The organism is Pedobacter sp. NJ-S-72, assembly GCF_053890575.1.
Map to the genome: position 1 here is coordinate 3,232,129 of NZ_CM132681.1, position 17,131 is coordinate 3,249,259.

Consider the following 17,131-nt stretch of genomic DNA (forward strand, 5'->3'; position numbering starts at 1 on the left):
TTATAGGCTGTTATATAAGCTACAGGAATTGAAACCAGAGATTGGAGATCATGACCAGCTTAATAAAATCTTTGTTCAGCAGGATAAGGATACTCTTTAAATCAGCACCAAGTACTTTACGGATACTTATTTCCTTACTTCGCTGTTCCGCCACGTATAAGGCTAAACCTAACAGTCCGAGACAGGAAATGAAAATCGCAAAACCACCAAATATTTTAGAAAGGATACTTAATACTTTTTCATCATGCAGTTTTTCCACCATTTTTTGACTGACAAACATCATTTCAAACGGATAGCCCGGATTAAGCTTATGGCTTAGTGCCTTTATTTTTTCGATAGATGAGGTGATGTTTACCGCAGGGTTAAGACGGAGTACAATAACATTGACCACAGCATCAGTCCTGTAAAAATACAAGGAAGGTTCTACTTTTGTTCCTAAGGACGAGTATACATAATCTTTGATGACTCCAATAACAGTAAAAGTCGCGTGCCAGTCATCATTTCTGATCCTTGCTCCTATAGGATTTTTAATATTCATTTTTTTTACGGCAGTCTCATTCAATATAACCGATAAAGAATCATGACCAAATGCACGGTTAAAATCACGCCCCAGAAGTATTTCGGTTCCAATAGTTTGAACAAAATCATACCCGGAGAAATGAAGCTGCATTTTTATCTGTTCATTTTTCTGCTGCCCAGGCCACCTTATTTTCTCCGTACTTACGGCATTATTCGTCACTCCGTTTGTTGTCTCTGTGGCTGCAACTATAGCTCCGGATTTCATCAATTCAGCTTTAAAAAGCTCCAGCGTATGCTGATCGGCTAAAGCACCCGGCCTCCAAAGCTGAACCAGGTTATCTTTATTAAAGCCTAAAGGTTTAGTCCGCATATACTCGGTCTGTTTATGCACAATGAGCGCGCAAACAATCATACAGATGGAGAAACCAAATTGAATAACAACCAGTACTTTACGAATAGAAAGAGAGTTATTCCCTGCACCTTTGAAACCTTTCAATACCTTGACGGGTATAAAAGAAGAGAGAGGTAAAACGAAGGATAACTTCCGGCAAGCACCCCGGTAAAGACTATCAGCAGGATCAGGATTGCCCAGATCCCATAGGAATGGTAATCAATTGACATTTCAATTCCCAATAGACTATTAAAATAGGGAAGTGAAGTTTCCAGCAAGATGAATGCAAGAATCATTGCCAGAGAGGATAATAATAAAGATTCAGTTAAGAACTGCCAGATAATCGCCTGACGGGATGAACCAAGGGTTTTACGGACACCAACCTCCCTTGCTCTTTTTTCGGAACGTGCGGTAGATAAGTTCATATAATTGATGCAGCCAATAAACAGTACACAGGCAGCAAGTATCAGGTATAATCTCACCTGGTCGATACGACCACCAATCAGTTTTCCATTTTCAAAAGAATTATATAAATGATTTTGCTTAAACGGGAAAAGAAAAAACTCGATATATTTCGCCCCATTTTGCTTTTGCATAAAGATCTTTCTCATCTGTGCATCTGCCGCTGCCAATGATTTTTCATCTTTAAGCTGAATGATGGTATTTAATGCCCCGTCACTCCAGTCCATATGTTTTAGGTAAGGCTGCTCTTTTTCTAATAAAGACCAGGTCATCAGTAAATCAAACCGGTAACTATGATTTGCCGACAAATCTTTAATGACTGCTGTCACAACCAAAGGGATACGGTTATCAAATTTCAAGGTTTTGCCTACAGGTTCTTCATCTCCAAAAAACACCTTCGCCGTTTCTTCGGTGATTAAGACAGAACCAGGAGTTGATAAGGCTGTTGCAGGATCTCCTTTGATAAATTTGTAGTCAAATATTTTCAGGAAGGAAGGATCAGCATAGATGATTTTTTTATTGAAATTGTTATTTCGATATTTTAAAAGACCTCCACCTTCAACCAGGCGGGCGACATGTTCAATTCCCGATATAGTTTGTAATGCAGTTCCTGCCAATTGGCTTGGTGTAGCATACGAACGGTTAGTCGTAATCTTATCACTCATCCGGTCATCATTCTCATAAACTGAATATATCCGGTCAATGTTTTTAAACTGCTTATCAAAACTCCATTCGTAATTCACATATAATAACAGTAGTAAACAACTGGCAAGTCCGATTGCCAGTCCACCTATGTTAATCAATGAAAAGACTTTATTCTTCCAGAGATTCCGCCATGCGATTTTTAAAGTCAGTTTATACATCTTGATTTCCAATCTTTAATATACTGGTTAAGAGCCAAACAGTCACGAATTTAATGCCACATTCAAAATAAGTCAAAAACACCTGTCAGTCAGCACTTTAATTACCATCAATTAAATTTACGTACGTTACCGGACAATTGAGTGTACGAACATGAACAGCAATCTATAATTCTGCACTGCTGTTAATCCAGTTTATTTTATGGGAAAACAGTTCTCAAAAACGTTTTTTATTAGACCAACAATCACTCATATTTTTCAAATTTCTTCAGCAGTTTCCAGATTTTAGGCAGAATTTCTTCAATATTATGATGCAAGCAAGCATAAAACCTATACCGAATACCGATATCATATCTGGTCTATTTGACACCACCTTTAGAAAGGTTAATCATATTTTACGCAAAATATTATACCGAATTTAAACCTATTTTATACTTTATATTTTTTTTTCATTTATTTTCATTCTGCTATTGACAGTCTGTAAACCAAAAACTAAATTGTAATTATATAAAGCAAACAAAAAACACAACGAAATGCAAGGTTTATTCAAAGCGCAAATTAATGTCATTATTAACCTAATTATTCTGCTGATTCTTCAGGAGACTAAGGCGCTGTAAATGAATATTTAACCTACAAAAATATCCGAAAGCGCCTCCCAACAGAGGCTTTTTTTTTTAATGAGAGCAAAACCAAACAACCGAAACAAAACTAAAATGCAATACTACGATTCAGCCACAGTCCTTTACTTAAACGGGAAGTTTATCAAGGCCGCAGAAGCCAAGACAAGTTTGTATAGCCAATCTTTACATTATGGCTATGCAGTTTTTGAAGGTATCCGTGCGTACAATACGCATAACGGAACCAGAATATTTAAAGTGAAAGAGCATTATGACCGTTTGCAGCGTTCTGCAGAACTGATGCATATTCCTTTTCCATTCGACAAAAATGAGCTGATTAAACAAACCTATAAATTACTGGAAAAGAACAACATAAAAGACGCTTACATCCGTCCTTTAGTGTATTGCGCACCAAACATGACGCTAAGTGCAGCCACAGAAGTTTCGATCCTGATCTGTGCATGGGAATGGGGAGCATATCTTGGAAATGCATTGCAAAAAGTTTGTGTTTCAAGTTACCAGAGACCTAATCCGAAATCAACTCATGTGGAAGCTAAAGCCAGCGGACACTATGTAAATTCAATACTGGCAACTACGGAAGCTAAAAGTAAAGGTTTTGATGAAGCCATTTTACTGGATATGAACAATAACATTGCTGAAGCTCCGGGAGCTAATATCTTCATCGAAAAAAACGGCAAACTATACACTCCCCCACTGGGAAATATCCTGGCTGGTATTACCAGGGCAACAGTACTGAGGTTGTGCAAAACACTTGATATAGAATGTATTGAAAAACACTTATCAGTGGATGACCTGAAAAGTGCAGACAGTGCTTTCTTCTGTGGAACAGCAGTAGAAATTGCAGGAATTGCCTCTATAGATGACACCATTTTCCCTGCAATCTGGACGGAAACTTTAGGAGCAACCTTACAACGTACCTACAAAGCACTGGTATTAGAGAAACAAAACTACGAAGTAATCATATAAACGAAAAACCATAAAACTAGAAGATGTCACAAACACCAGAATTGAACCGCTACAGCAAAGTTTTCACGCAAGATCCTACCCAGCCAGGCGCACAAGCCATGCTTTACGGTATTGGTCTGACTACAGAAGATATGCAGAAAGCACAGGTGGGTATTGCCAGCATGGGTTATGATGGAAACACCTGTAATATGCACTTAAATGATTTAGCTAAAATTGTTAAAGACGGCGTATGGAAAAATGATATGGTCGGTTTAACCTTCGGTACTATTGGTGTCAGTGATGGCATGTCCAATGGTACTGACGGAATGCGTTACTCACTGGTTTCCAGAGATGTAATTGCAGACTCTATTGAAACAATTTGCGGCGGACAATATTACGATGGCCTGATTACCATTCCTGGATGTGACAAAAACATGCCGGGATCAATCATGGCTATGGGACGTTTGAACAGACCTTCTATTATGGTTTATGGAGGTAGTATCCACTCCGGAAAATACAAAGGAAAATCACTGAATATAGTTTCTGCTTTTGAAGCATTAGGCGAAAAATTAGCAGGTAATTTATCAGAAGAAGATTATCAGGGTATCATCCGCCATACATGTCCCGGTGCAGGTGCCTGTGGCGGAATGTATACCGCGAATACAATGGCCTCAGCCATTGAAGCATTAGGAATGAGCTTGCCTTACAGCTCGTCTTATCCGGCATTGAGTGACGAGAAAAAAAAGAAGAATGTCTTCATGCTGGTAAAGCGATCAGAGTCCTGTTAGAGCGGAACATACTTCCAACAGATATTATGACGGACAAAGCATTTCACAATGCGATTGTGACCGTAATGGTATTAGGAGGTTCAACAAATGCTGTCCTGCATTTAATCGCTATGGCAAAATCGGTTGGCCTGAGCTTAAAATTGGAAGACTTCCAGCGGATCAGTGATAACACTCCTGTATTGGCTGATTTAAAACCAAGCGGTCAGTATTTAATGGAGGATGTTCATGCAATCGGTGGTATTCCGGCTGTTTTAAAATACCTGTTGAAAGTTGGTTTAATTCACGGTGACTGTATGACCGTTACTGGTAAAACCTTAGCTGAAAATGTAGCTGAAGCGGTAGATCTTGATTTTGATGAACAAAAAATTATCTTCCCGGTAACCAGTCCATTAAAAAGTACCGGACACTTACAAATGTTATATGGTAACCTTGCCGAAAAAAAGAGCTGTAGCTAAAATCAGTGGTAAAGAAGGAGAAAAATTTGAAGGCCCTGCCCGTGTATTTGAGGGAGAGCAAAAGTTAATCGCAGGAATTCAGAGTGGAAAAGTACAACGAGGCGATGTAGTAGTTATTACTAATGTTGGTCCAAAAGGAGCACCGGGAATGCCGGAAATGCTCAAACCAACTTCTGCAATTATAGGTGCAGGTTTAGGTAAATCAGTGGCATTGATTACAGACGGACGTTTTTCCGGAGGTACACATGGTTTTGTAGTAGGCCATATTACACCAGAAGCCTGGGATGGTGGAAACATTGGATTGGTTAGAGATAATGACATCATCACTATTGATGCGGTAAACAATACACTTCAATTAAATATCTCTGACGAGGAGCTTGCACAAAGAAGATCTGAGTGGAAACAGTTACCACCACCCGTCAAAAGCGGCGTACTGTATAAATACCTGAAACAAGTAAGCAATGCGAGTGAAGGCTGTGTTACTGATGCCTACACTGATTAATTAACCAAGGCCCCAAATTAAAAGCAAATAAAATGGATACGATACAAGAGGTAACTACCACCCCTGCTGAACCCAAGAAGACCGTACAGGTAACAGGTTCTGTAGCCTTGTTAGAAGGATTAATTGCCGAAGGAACTGAAACTATTTTTGGTTATCCCGGAGGAGCCATCATGCCGATCTATGATGCGATTTATGACTATAAAGAAAAGTTAAACCACATATTAGTAAGACATGAGCAAGGCGCTACCCATGCGGCTCAGGGTTTTGCCCGCACCTCCGGTAAAGTTGGTGTTGTCTTCGCTACCAGCGGTCCTGGCGCAACAAACCTGGTTACCGGACTGGCTGATGCACAAATAGATAGTACGCCTTTAGTTTGTATTACCGGACAGGTTTTCGCACATCTTTTAGGAACGGATGCATTTCAGGAAACTGATGTAATCAATATTACTACCCCCGTTACCAAATGGAATTACCAGGTAACTGATGCAACTGAATTCCTGCTGTACTGGCCAAAGCATTTTATATCGCCAGAAGCGGAAGACCAGGGCCGGTATTAATTGACATCACCAAAAACGCACAGATGCAGCTATTTGATTATGAGGGTTATGTACCTTGTAATCATATCCGAAGCTATCGCCCGAAACCGATTATAAGAAATGAATATATTGAGCAGGCAGCTGCTTTAATCAATAGCGCAAAGAAACCATTTATCCTGTTTGGACAAGGTGTGTCACTGGGTAATGCAGAAGCAGAATTTAAAGCTTTTGTAGAAAAAAGTGGTATCCCGGCAGCCTGGACAATTTTAGGTGCAGGTGCTATTCCTACAGATCACCCACTAAATGTTGGTATGCTGGGTATGCATGGTAACTATGGCCCGAACGTACAAACCAATGCTTGTGATGTTCTGATTGCTATAGGAATGCGTTTTGATGACCGTGTAACCGGCCGTCTGGATAAATATGCAAAACAGGCAAAAGTTGTTCATCTGGATATTGATGATCCGGCAGAAATTGATAAAAACGTAAAAGCAGATGTACCTGTTTGGGGAGATTGCAAAGAAACACTTCCATTATTAACCAAACTGATCACTGAAAAAACACATGCAGGCTGGTTAGCAGAATTCAAGCAATTTGAGAAAATTGAAAAAGAAGAACTGATCGAGCCTGAATTGAATCCTCAAAGAGGAGAATTAACGATGGGTGAAGTTATCCACCAGTTGAACATATTAACTAAAGGCGAAGCCGTAATTGTAAGTGATGTTGGTCAGCACCAGATGGTGGCTTGCAGATATGGAAAATTGAATGCTACCCGTCTGACGGTAACCAGTGGAGGACTTGGAACTATGGGCTTTGGTTTACCAGCAGCAATAGGTGCTAAATTCGGCGCTCCAAACCGTACAGTTGTAGCTGTGATTGGTGATGGTGGATTCCAGATGACTTTGCAGGAATTGGGTACGATTATGCAGTTTGGTGTTGATGTTAAAATTCTGATCCTGGAACAACCAGTTTCTGGGTATGGTACGCCAGTGGCAGCAATTGTTTAATGAGAAACGCTATTCATTCGTTGATATTACAAGTCCTGATTTTGTCAAACTTGCTGAATCCTATTATATCGCCGGTAAAAAGGTTACCGAGCGCGATGATCTTGTAGCTTCATTAGAACAAATGCTGCAGCATCCGGGATCATTCCTTTTAGAGGTAATGGTAAGTAAAGAACATAATGTATTCCCTATGGTTCCTCAGGGCTGTAGTGTAAGTGAAATCAGACTTAAATAATTAACGATTATGAGCAATTCTCAAGATATGGAGTTAGCTAATGCTAAACAGGAATTTACCATTACAGTATATACAGAAAATCAGATCGGGATACTTAACCGTATTGCGATTATATTTTCGAGACGAAAAATCAATATTGAAAGTCTGAATGTCTCTCCTTCTGAAATTGAACACATTCACCGTTTCAATATCCTGATTACCGAGACTGAAGAAGTAGTGCGCAAAAACTGGCAAGACAGATTGAGAAACAGGTAGAGGTTCTTAAAGTATACTTTAATACTAATGAGGATATCATCTGGCAGGAACTTGCACTTTATAAAGTGCCTACCGATACGATTCAGGAAAAAGTAGTCGTTGAACGTTTACTTCGCGAAAACGGAGCCAGAGCAGTAGTGATCCGTAAAGATTACACTGTATTTGAAACCACAGGCCACCGCACCGAAACAGATAAACTGATTGAAGTTCTGCAACCTTACGGACTAATTGAATTTGTCCGCAGTGCCCGTGTAGCGATCATCAAAGACAGTGAAGGCTTCAACAGTAAACTGAGAGAATTCGAACGTCTTGAACCAGGAGAGGATGTGATTGAAAACGAATTCCTTGATAAAGAAAAAAATGTATTTACGATGTAATTCGTTTTACAGATACAGAATTAGCCAATAAAACAATTAAAAGAACCTTAAAAATCAAAAAACAATAAACGATGTCAAATTATTTTAACACACTTCCTCTTAGAGAAAAATTAAACCAATTAGGTATTTGTGATTTCATGGACAGTTCAGAATTTCTGGATGGCGTAAACGCATTAAAAGGAAAAAAGCTGGTAATTGTAGGCTGTGGAGCACAAGGGCTAAACCAGGGTTTAAACCTAAGAGATAGTGGTTTAAATGTTTCTTATACTTTACGTAAAGAAGCTATTGAAGGTAAAAGAGATTCGTGGAAAAATGCTACTGAGAACAATTTTTCTGTAGGTACTTATGAAGAGTTAATTCCTGATGCTGATGTAGTGATTAATCTTACGCCAGATAAACAGCATACTGCTGTTGTTAATGCAATTATGCCATTAATGAAAAAAGGGGCTACTTTATTGTATTCACATGGTTTTAACATTGTAGAAGAAGGCATGCAGATCCGTAAAGATCTTACGGTAATCATGGTAGCTCCTAAATGTCCTGGAAGTGAAGTAAGAGCAGAATATGTAAGAGGTTTCGGTGTACCAACGTTCGCTGTACACCCTGTACACCCTGAAAACGATCCTGAAGGAAAAGGTCTGGTACAGGCAAAAGCTTATTGTGTTGGAACAGGCGGACACAGAGCTGGTGTATTGAAATCATCTTTCGTTGCAGAAGTGAAATCCGATTTAATGGGTGAGCAAACCATCCTTTGTGGTTTATTGCAAACAGGTTCTATCTTATCATTCGATAAAATGATTGAGAAAGGAATTGACCCGGGTTATGCTTCTAAACTTGTTCAATATGGTGTGGAAGTGATTACTGAAGCCTTAAAACAAGGTGGAATCACTGCAATGATGGACAGATTGAGCAATGTAGCTAAAATCAAAGCTTTTGAAATCTCAGAAGAATTGAAAACTATTATGCGTCCGTTGTTTCAAAAACATCAGGATGATATCATGAGCGGTGAATTTAGCCGTACTATGATGGAAGACTGGGCAGCTGGCGATAAAAACTTATTAGCATGGCGCGCCGCTACCGGCGAAACGGCTTTTGAAAAAACACCAGCAGGTAACGTAAAAATTGGTGAGCAGGAATATTTTGACAATGCACTATTAATGGTAGCATTTATCAGAGCAGGTGTTGAGCTGGCTTTTGAAACTATGGTACAGGCAGGCATCAAACCTGAATCTGCATACTATGAGTCATTACATGAAACTCCACTGATTGCCAATACCATTGCACGTAAAAAATTGTTCGAAATGAACAGAGTAATCTCTGACACTGCAGAATATGGCTGTTATTTATTTGACCATGCTTGTAAACCATTACTGGCTGATTTCATGAAGCATGTAGAAACTGACCTGATCGGTAAAAACTTTAATGAAGGCAAAGACGGTTCTGTAGATAACAGAGCATTGATCGCAGTAAATGAAGTGATCCGTTCGCATGAAGTTGAAACTATCGGTGCCGAACTGAGAAAAGCAATGACTGCAATGAAATCTATTAAAACAGTATAAGAATAATATAAAACCTCTCTGGTGAATAGCCTGATTTACAAAACAATTATAAGATGTCAAAAACATTAGTAGAAAAGATATGGGATGCACACGTTGTAAAAAGCGAAACCGGGTTTCCTGATATTCTATATATTGATACGCACTTAATCCATGAGGTTACTTCACCGCAGGCTTTCGATGGCTTGCGCAAAAGAGGCTTACCTGTTTTCCGTCCGCAGCAAACTGTGGCCACAGCTGACCATAATGTACCAACAATTGATCAGCTGCTGCCGATCAAAGAAGAACTTTCACGCTATCAGGTTGATATGCTGACCAAAAACTGTGCAGAATTCGGTATAGAGCTGTATGGCCTGGGACATCCTTTTCAAGGGATTGTTCACGTCATCGGCCCTGAACTGGGAATTACCCTTCCGGGTAAAACAATGGTTTGCGGGGATAGTCATACTTCTACCCACGGGGCATTTGGCGCGATTGCATTTGGTATTGGTACTTCACAGGTAGAGCAGGTTTTTGCGACACAATGTTTATTACAGAAAAACCGAAGACCATGAAAATTGAGGTGAACGGTACTTTAGGAAAAGGTGTATCTGCTAAAGACATTATTTTATACATTATCTCTAAAATATCTGCTGCCGGTGGTACAGGTTATTTTATTGAATATGCAGGTTCGGCAATTGAGGCTTTAAGTATGGAAGCCCGGATGACGATTTGCAATATGAGTATAGAAATGGGTGCCAGAGGCGGATTAATTGCTCCTGACCAGATCACTTTCGATTATATTAAAGGCAGAGAATTTGCCCCTGCAGGTGCAGAATGGGATAAATCACTGGCTTACTGGAAAACTTTGTACAGTGATGCTGATGCTAAATTTGATAGCGTATTAACTTTCAAAGCTGAAGATATTACTCCAATGATTACTTACGGAACAAATCCGGGTATGGGTATGGGCATTCAGGAAAATATCCCGTCTACGAGTTCTCAGCCCGATAAAGAAAAATTATCTTATCAAAAGGCTCTTGATTATATGGGTTTTGATGATGACGATTCTTCATTAATCGGAAAGCCTGTTGATTATGTATTTATTGGCAGCTGTACCAATTCCCGTATCGAGGATTTGCGTGAAGTAGCAGAATTTGTAAAGGGAAAGCAAAAAGCGGAGAATGTAACGGTATGGATCGTTCCAGGATCAAAACAAGTGGAGCAGCAAGCAAAAAACGAAGGTCTTGACCGGATATTTGAGCAAGCGGGTTTTCAGCTTCGTGAGCCAGGATGCAGTGCTTGTCTGGGAATGAACGAAGATAAAATCCCTGCAGGAAAGTATTGCGTTTCTACTTCGAACAGAAACTTTGAAGGCCGTCAGGGCCCTGATGCAAGAACGTTACTGGTAAGTCCGTTAACTGCAGCAGCAGCAGCAGTTACTGGAAGAATTACAGATGTAAGAGAAATGCTGACTCAGGTTTAAGAAATTTCAAAGGATCAAAAACACTCCGAAAAAAACAAATATACGAAATGAGACCATCATGTGCAGCAGAACACAAACCGAAATGAAATGAACAAAATCGGGTAGCACATGATAGCTTCATTACCATTGAAAAACAATTACATTCCAATGAAAAAATTCGAGAGATTAACATCGGCAATTGTGCCTTTAAATATAGAAAACATTGATACCGACCAGATCATTCCGGCCAGGTTCTTAAAAGCGACAACCCGTGAGGGTTTCGGTGAGAACTTATTCCGCGACTGGCGTTATAATGGAGATCATACGCTTAAACCTGATTTTGTACTAAATGACCCCACTTATAGTGGTCAGATTTTAGTAGCAGGAAAAAACTTTGGTTGTGGCAGTAGCCGCGAACACGCGGCATGGGCTATTCAGGATTCAGGTTTTGATGTCGTAATCAGCAGTTTCTTTGCTGACATCTTCAAAGGAAATGCTTTGAACAATGGTTTATTGCCAATCCAGGTAAGTGAAGATTTTTTATCGGCCATTTATACTGCGGTGAGTAAGAATCACAAAGCACAACTGGATGTCGATTTAGAAAATCAGACAGACAGTAACTATCGTAGATAGTGGAGAGAAAACTGATTTTGAAATCAATGCTTATAAAAAATCGTGTCTGATTAATGGCTATGATGATATCGATTTCATCTTAAACCAAAAAAATTTGATAGCAGAATTCGAACAGGCAAAATAATGACGCAACCCATCGTACATATCACAAACCTGGAGCTAAAGTATCATCATAAACTGGTGTTACAGGATTTGAACTGGACTATAAACCGGAATGAGAACTGGTTGTTACGTGGGATTAGCGGAAGTGGCAAAACATCATTAGCCAAAGCAATTGCAGGTCTGATCAGGTTTCAGGGTAATATTGAAGTTAATTTTGATCTGCAGAGCAGCTTACCTCCTATTGCACATTATGTAGCAAACTGGTATCAGTTTAAGGATCTTGAGGGGCAGTCGAATTTTTATTATCAGCAGCGCTATAATAAACAGTCAACGGAAACTACTGCTACAGTCAGATTTGAATTAGAAAGCTATGGCAAAAAACATCAGCTTCAGTTCAGCGAGGCCGAAAAACTGTTAACAGCATTAGGTTTCTCAGATTTAATAGACTCTACATTGATCCAGTTATCAAGCGGAGAACATAAAAAACTACAATTAGTTAGTGCGTTATGGCTAAAACCTCAGTTGTTAATCATTGATCAGCCATATAATGGATTGGATAAACTTTCCCGTCACAATTTGAATGGCTTGTTTGAAGAGATTACCTCAGCTGGTACAACTTTGATTTTAATCAGCAATGACAGGGAATTACCTTCTTCTGTTCATCGTTTCGCAGAAGTTAGCGAAGGTAAACTGATTGAAATTTCAGCTGATGAACATACGCTTGAATTTGAACAGGAAAGCAAACCAATTCCCGATTTTTTAAATGAGGCACCTGTTTCATCTGCTGATGACATTATCAAAATGATCAATGTAAATATCAGCTATGGCGAAAAGCAGGTCTTAAAAAATATTAACTGGGAAGTTAAAGCAGGAGAAAAGTGGTTATTGCAAGGGCCTAATGGTTCTGGCAAATCAACCTTGTTAAGTTTAATTACAGGCGACCACCCTCAGGCTTATGCCAATGATCTTCACTTATTTGGAAATAAAAGAGGCAGCGGCGAAAGTATCTGGGATATCAAAAAACGTATTGGTTTAATCTCTCCGGAGCTGCACTGGTATTTTGATCCCTTAGCAACGGTTAAACAAAGTATCCTTTCTGGATTTTTTGATAGTTCAGGCTTATTCCGCGAACCCGATTATACAAAGCAAACACAAGCAGCTGAGTTAATCAGCTATTTCGGACTGACTGAATACCAGGATATTTTGTTAAACCAGCTTCCATTAGGGAAACAAAGACTGGCATTTTTAGCCCGCACAATTATAAAGAACCCTGAGCTATTAATACTTGACGAACCATGTCAGGGTTTAGATCAGCAGCAAACACAATATTTTAACAAGCTGGTAGATGAATTATGTCAAAATGGTACACTGATTTATGTTGGCCATTTTGAATCACAACTACCTGCTTGCATAGAGAAAAGAATTTTATTAGAAAACGGCGAAGTAAAATCCGTCGAAAACATCTTAGAAAGCGTTTAGTAAAATGAAGAAAAACATACTAGTTATACCAGGAGATGGTATTGGACCCGAAGTTACCCAATGGGGGAAAGCTGTTCTAGAGCAAATCGCAGCTATTTATGACCATGAATTCATCTTTGATGAAGCACTAATGGGACATGCAGCAATCGAAGCTACTGGTAGCCCGTTACCAGATGAAACCTTAGAAAAAGCAAGGAAAAGTGACGCTATCCTGTTTGGAGCTGTCGGCCATGCGAAATATGATAATGATCCTTCTTTAAAAGTACGTCCTGAACAAGGTTTACTTAAAATCCGTAAAGAACTGGGTCTGTATGCTAATTTACGTCCTATTCTATTATTTGATGAATTGTTAAATGCTTCAAGTATCAAAGCACATATCCTCAGAGGTACAGATATTCTATTTTTCAGAGAGCTTACAGGAGATGTTTACTTCGGTGAAAAAACCAGATCTGAAGATAAAAATACCGCATCCGATCTGATGATCTATCATAAATATGAAGTAGAACGAATTGCACATAAAGCTTACGAGGCAGCAATGCAGCGTGGCAGAAAGTTATGTTCTGTAGATAAAGCAAACGTTCTGGAAAGCTCAAGATTATGGAGAGAAACAGTTCAGGAAATCGCCAAACAATATCCGGAAGTAGAAACACAGCATTTATTTGTTGATAATGCAGCTATGCAATTGATTAAAGATCCTAAACAATTTGATGTGGTTTTAACAGCAAATCTGTTTGGTGATATTTTAACTGATGAAGCTTCACAGATTGCGGGTTCAATGGGCATGCTTGCTTCTGCATCTATTGGAGACGGAACTGGATTTTTTGAGCCTATACACGGTTCTGCACATGATATTACCGGTAAAGATCTGGCTAACCCGCTTGCCTCTATCCTATCTGCGGCATTGATGCTCGAAATCAGCTTTGGCTTAAAAGAAGAAGCTCAGTTAATCATTTCAACTATTGACAGGGTATTAAAAGATGGTTACAGAACCAGTGACATCGCCGACGATTCGACCAGCCCATATAAAGTATTAGGTACTCAGGATATGGGTAAACTCGTCTTAAAATTCATCACACAACAAACTTACACTAACTAAACCATGACTATGCTACACGATCCTAATAGAGTTTACGTATTTGACACGACCCTTCGTGATGGAGAACAAGTTCCAGGCTGCCAGCTTTCTACACCAGAAAAAAAAAATAGAAATTGCTAAAGCACTGGAAGCGCTTGGCGTAGATGTAATTGAAGCTGGTTTCCCTATATCCAGTCCTGGCGATTTCCAAAGTGTGGTAGAATTATCCAAAGCAGTACGCGAACCGATTATTTGCGCACTGACCAGGGCAAACAGAAAGGATATAGATTCGGCAGTAGCAGCTTTACAATTTGCAACGCCCAAGAATACATACCGGGATAGGATCTTCTGATATGCACATCAAATATAAATTCAATAGTACACGTGAAGATATTCTGGAGCGTGCTGTTGAAGCTGTAAAATATGCAAAACGATTTGTAGAAGATATTTTTTTTTGCGGAAGATGCCGGCCGTGCAGATAATGCATTTTTAGCCCAAATGATTGAGGCTGTAATTGCAGCAGGTGCTACAGTAGTAAATATTCCTGATACCAATGGCTATTGCCTGCCTGAACAGTATGGTTCTAAAATCCTTTACCTGAAAGAGCATGTTAAAAATATAGATCAGGCGATTATCTCTGTGCATTGTCACAATGATTTAGGTTTAGCTACAGCAAATACGCTAGCCGGTGTAATTAATGGTGCCCGTCAGGTAGAATGTACAATTAATGGTATCGGTGAACGTGCTGGAAATACGGCATTGGAAGAAGTAGCGATGGTTTTAAAAACACACCACCATGCGCTGAATCTGAAAACCAATATCAATACGAAACATTTCAGTGAAATCAGTGCTAAAGTGAGCCGTATGATGAGAATGCCTGTACAGCCTAATAAGGCGATTATCGGGCAGAATGCTTTTGCACATAGCTCTGGTATCCACCAGGATGGTTTCCTTAAGCACAGAGAGAATTACGAAATCATCAACCCTGAAGATGTAGGGATCGATGCAGCAGGAATTATATTAACTGCCAGAAGTGGCCGTCATGCTTTAAAGCATCACTTAGAAAGATTGGGTTATGTGATTGAGAAAATCAATCTGGATCAGGTATATGAGAAATTCCTTCTGCTTGCAGATCAGAAATTAGAGATCTCAGATGATGATTTATTATCATTAATGAGTGATGGTGAAGAGCATACTTATAAAAATGGTTATAAACTGAACTCTTTACATGTAGTTTGCGGAGATTCACAACTACCATCTGCAACTGTAAAACTGGAATATGAAGGCGTAGAACAAGAAGCGAAAGCTGAAGGTGGCCCTGTAAATGCAACAATTAAAGCTATACAAAGTATCATTGATAAAGATATTCAATTGAAAGAGTTTACCATTCAGGCCATGCATGGTGGCAGTGACGATACAAGTAAAGTAAATATGAGAGTTATTTTCGAAGAGCGTTCTTATTTAGGTTACGGATTCAGTACTGATATTGTTAAGGCATCGGCCGATGCTTATCTGGACGCATTAAATAAATTCTTATAACATGAAGCTGGAAAAAGAAGTAGAACTGGATTTTGAAGCTGCGGCCGCACGTATTGCAGACACCGTTAAACGTACTCAACTAGAGTATAATGAAGGACTATCACTAAAATATAATGCAAAAATTTATCTAAAAAGAGAAGATTTACAAGTGGTGCGTTCTTATAAATTACGTGGTGCCTATAATATGATCAGTACGCTTGATCAAAGTCAGACGAGCCGTGGTGTAGTTTGCGCGAGTGCAGGAAATCATGCACAAGGCGTTGCTTATTCTTGGCAAAAAAAAAAACTGAATATACAAGGTGTAATTTTTATGCCTGAAATTACACCAAGACAAAAAATCAAACAAACAGAGATGTTTGGTGGAGATAATATCAAAATTGTGCTTGTCGGTGATACTTTTGATGACTGTATGAAAGAAGCTCTGGCTTATACTGCCGAGCATCAAATGGTCTTTGTTCCTCCTTTTGATAATATTAAAGTAATAGAAGGCCAGGGAACTGTGGGTGTTGAGATTTATCAGGACCTTCCAGGAGCCGAAATCATTGTAATGCCTATTGGTGGTGGCGGACTGGCTTCTGGTGTAGGTAGTTATTTCAAAAATATCAATCCTGAGATTAAACTGATCGGAGTAGAACCTGAAGGTGCTCCTTCCATGAACCAGGCTTAAAAAAAAAACGGTAGTCCGGTTACGCTGGATTATATTGATCGTTTTGTAGATGGTGCTGCTGTGAAGCGTGTAGGTAATCTTACTTTCGAATATTGCAGTGATTTACTGGACCAGATGTTATTGATCCCTGAGGGCAAAATCTGTACGACTATTTTAAAACTATATAATGAGGATGCTATTGTTGTAGAACCTGCCGGTGCGCTTGCCGTAGCTGCACTGGATCAGCTGAAAGATACAATTGCTGGCAAAACAGTAGTTTGTATTGTGAGTGGCGGTAATAACGATATTGAGAGAATGCAGGAGATTAAAGAAAAGTCGTTGCTTTTTGAAGGTCTGAAACATTACTTCATTGTTCGCTTTCCGCAAAGACCGGGTGCATTGAAATCTTTTGTAAATAATGTATTAGGCCCTCATGATGATATTACCCGTTTTGAGTTTATCAAAAAGACAAATAGAGAAAACGGCCCTGCACTTGTTGGTATTGAACTACAGGAAAGTACGGACTATACTTCTTTAAAAGAGAGAATGGCAGAATTTAAGTTTGAAGTGATTGACTTGAATGATGATCAGACCTTATTTGAATACCTGGTATAATACAGTATTATTCTTAAGACTACATAGTATCAAAAAAGGGATTCCATTAATTTTGGAATCCCTTTTTTGATACTG

8 protein-coding genes and 7 pseudogenes are annotated in these 17,131 nt (G+C 39.2%); 13 read left to right on the top strand and 2 right to left on the bottom strand.

Features of this window, described 5'->3' with window-relative positions; all coding sequences use genetic code 11:
- Positions 1-19 precede the first annotated feature (19 nt).
- Entirely contained in the window at positions 20-1,015 is a 996-nt protein-coding gene (locus ACWYN3_RS21630; protein WP_456216299.1) for an ABC transporter permease, read from the bottom strand.
- Entirely contained in the window at positions 1,012-2,235 is a 1,224-nt protein-coding gene (locus tag ACWYN3_RS21635; protein WP_456216300.1) for an ABC transporter permease, read from the bottom strand. Before ACWYN3_RS21635 ends, ACWYN3_RS21630 begins: the two co-directional genes overlap by 4 nt.
- A gap of 710 nt (positions 2,236-2,945) precedes the next feature.
- Here ACWYN3_RS21635 and ACWYN3_RS21640 point away from each other — a divergent pair.
- From ACWYN3_RS21640 to ilvA, 13 genes and pseudogenes are all read left to right on the top strand, one after another.
- Positions 2,946-3,836 carry a branched-chain amino acid transaminase gene (locus ACWYN3_RS21640; RefSeq protein ID WP_456216301.1) on the top strand — a complete coding sequence of 297 codons (891 nt, stop codon included), beginning with the start codon at positions 2,946-2,948 and terminating at the stop codon, positions 3,834-3,836.
- Positions 3,837-3,859: 23 nt separating this feature from the next.
- A pseudogene (gene ilvD, locus ACWYN3_RS21645) lies at positions 3,860-5,560 on the top strand (dihydroxy-acid dehydratase).
- A 32-nt stretch (positions 5,561-5,592) separates the two neighbouring features.
- Positions 5,593-7,335: pseudogene (gene ilvB / locus ACWYN3_RS21650) on the top strand (biosynthetic-type acetolactate synthase large subunit).
- Positions 7,336-7,344: 9 nt separating this feature from the next.
- A pseudogene (ilvN, locus tag ACWYN3_RS21655) lies at positions 7,345-7,967 on the top strand (acetolactate synthase small subunit).
- A 71-nt stretch (positions 7,968-8,038) separates the two neighbouring features.
- Entirely contained in the window at positions 8,039-9,526 is a 1,488-nt protein-coding gene (gene ilvC / locus ACWYN3_RS21660; protein WP_456216302.1) for a ketol-acid reductoisomerase, read from the top strand.
- Positions 9,527-9,579: 53 nt separating this feature from the next.
- A pseudogene (gene leuC, locus ACWYN3_RS21665) lies at positions 9,580-10,988 on the top strand (3-isopropylmalate dehydratase large subunit).
- Positions 10,989-11,135: 147 nt separating this feature from the next.
- Positions 11,136-11,724, top strand: a pseudogene (gene leuD / locus ACWYN3_RS21670) (3-isopropylmalate dehydratase small subunit).
- Entirely contained in the window at positions 11,724-13,181 is a 1,458-nt protein-coding gene (locus ACWYN3_RS21675) for an ATP-binding cassette domain-containing protein (RefSeq protein ID WP_456216303.1), read from the top strand. The pseudogene leuD and the gene ACWYN3_RS21675 overlap by 1 nt, the downstream one beginning before the upstream one ends.
- A 4-nt stretch (positions 13,182-13,185) precedes the next feature.
- Positions 13,186-14,277, top strand: coding sequence for a 3-isopropylmalate dehydrogenase (gene leuB / locus ACWYN3_RS21680; RefSeq protein WP_456216304.1), 1,092 nt, complete (start codon positions 13,186-13,188; stop codon positions 14,275-14,277).
- A gap of 40 nt (positions 14,278-14,317) precedes the next feature.
- The gene (locus ACWYN3_RS21685) at positions 14,318-14,608 is read left to right on the top strand and encodes a hypothetical protein (protein ID WP_456216305.1); all 291 of its coding nucleotides are present in this window, start codon (positions 14,318-14,320) and stop codon (positions 14,606-14,608) included.
- A 1-nt stretch (position 14,609) separates the two neighbouring features.
- Positions 14,610-15,051, top strand: a pseudogene (locus tag ACWYN3_RS21690) (2-isopropylmalate synthase); the annotation flags it as partial.
- 78 nt (positions 15,052-15,129) lie between these two features.
- The gene (locus tag ACWYN3_RS21695; protein WP_456223105.1) at positions 15,130-15,795 is read left to right on the top strand and encodes an alpha-isopropylmalate synthase regulatory domain-containing protein; all 666 of its coding nucleotides are present in this window, start codon (positions 15,130-15,132) and stop codon (positions 15,793-15,795) included.
- A gap of 1 nt (position 15,796) precedes the next feature.
- Positions 15,797-17,056, top strand: a pseudogene (gene ilvA, locus ACWYN3_RS21700) (threonine ammonia-lyase IlvA).
- Positions 17,057-17,131 lie beyond the last annotated feature (75 nt).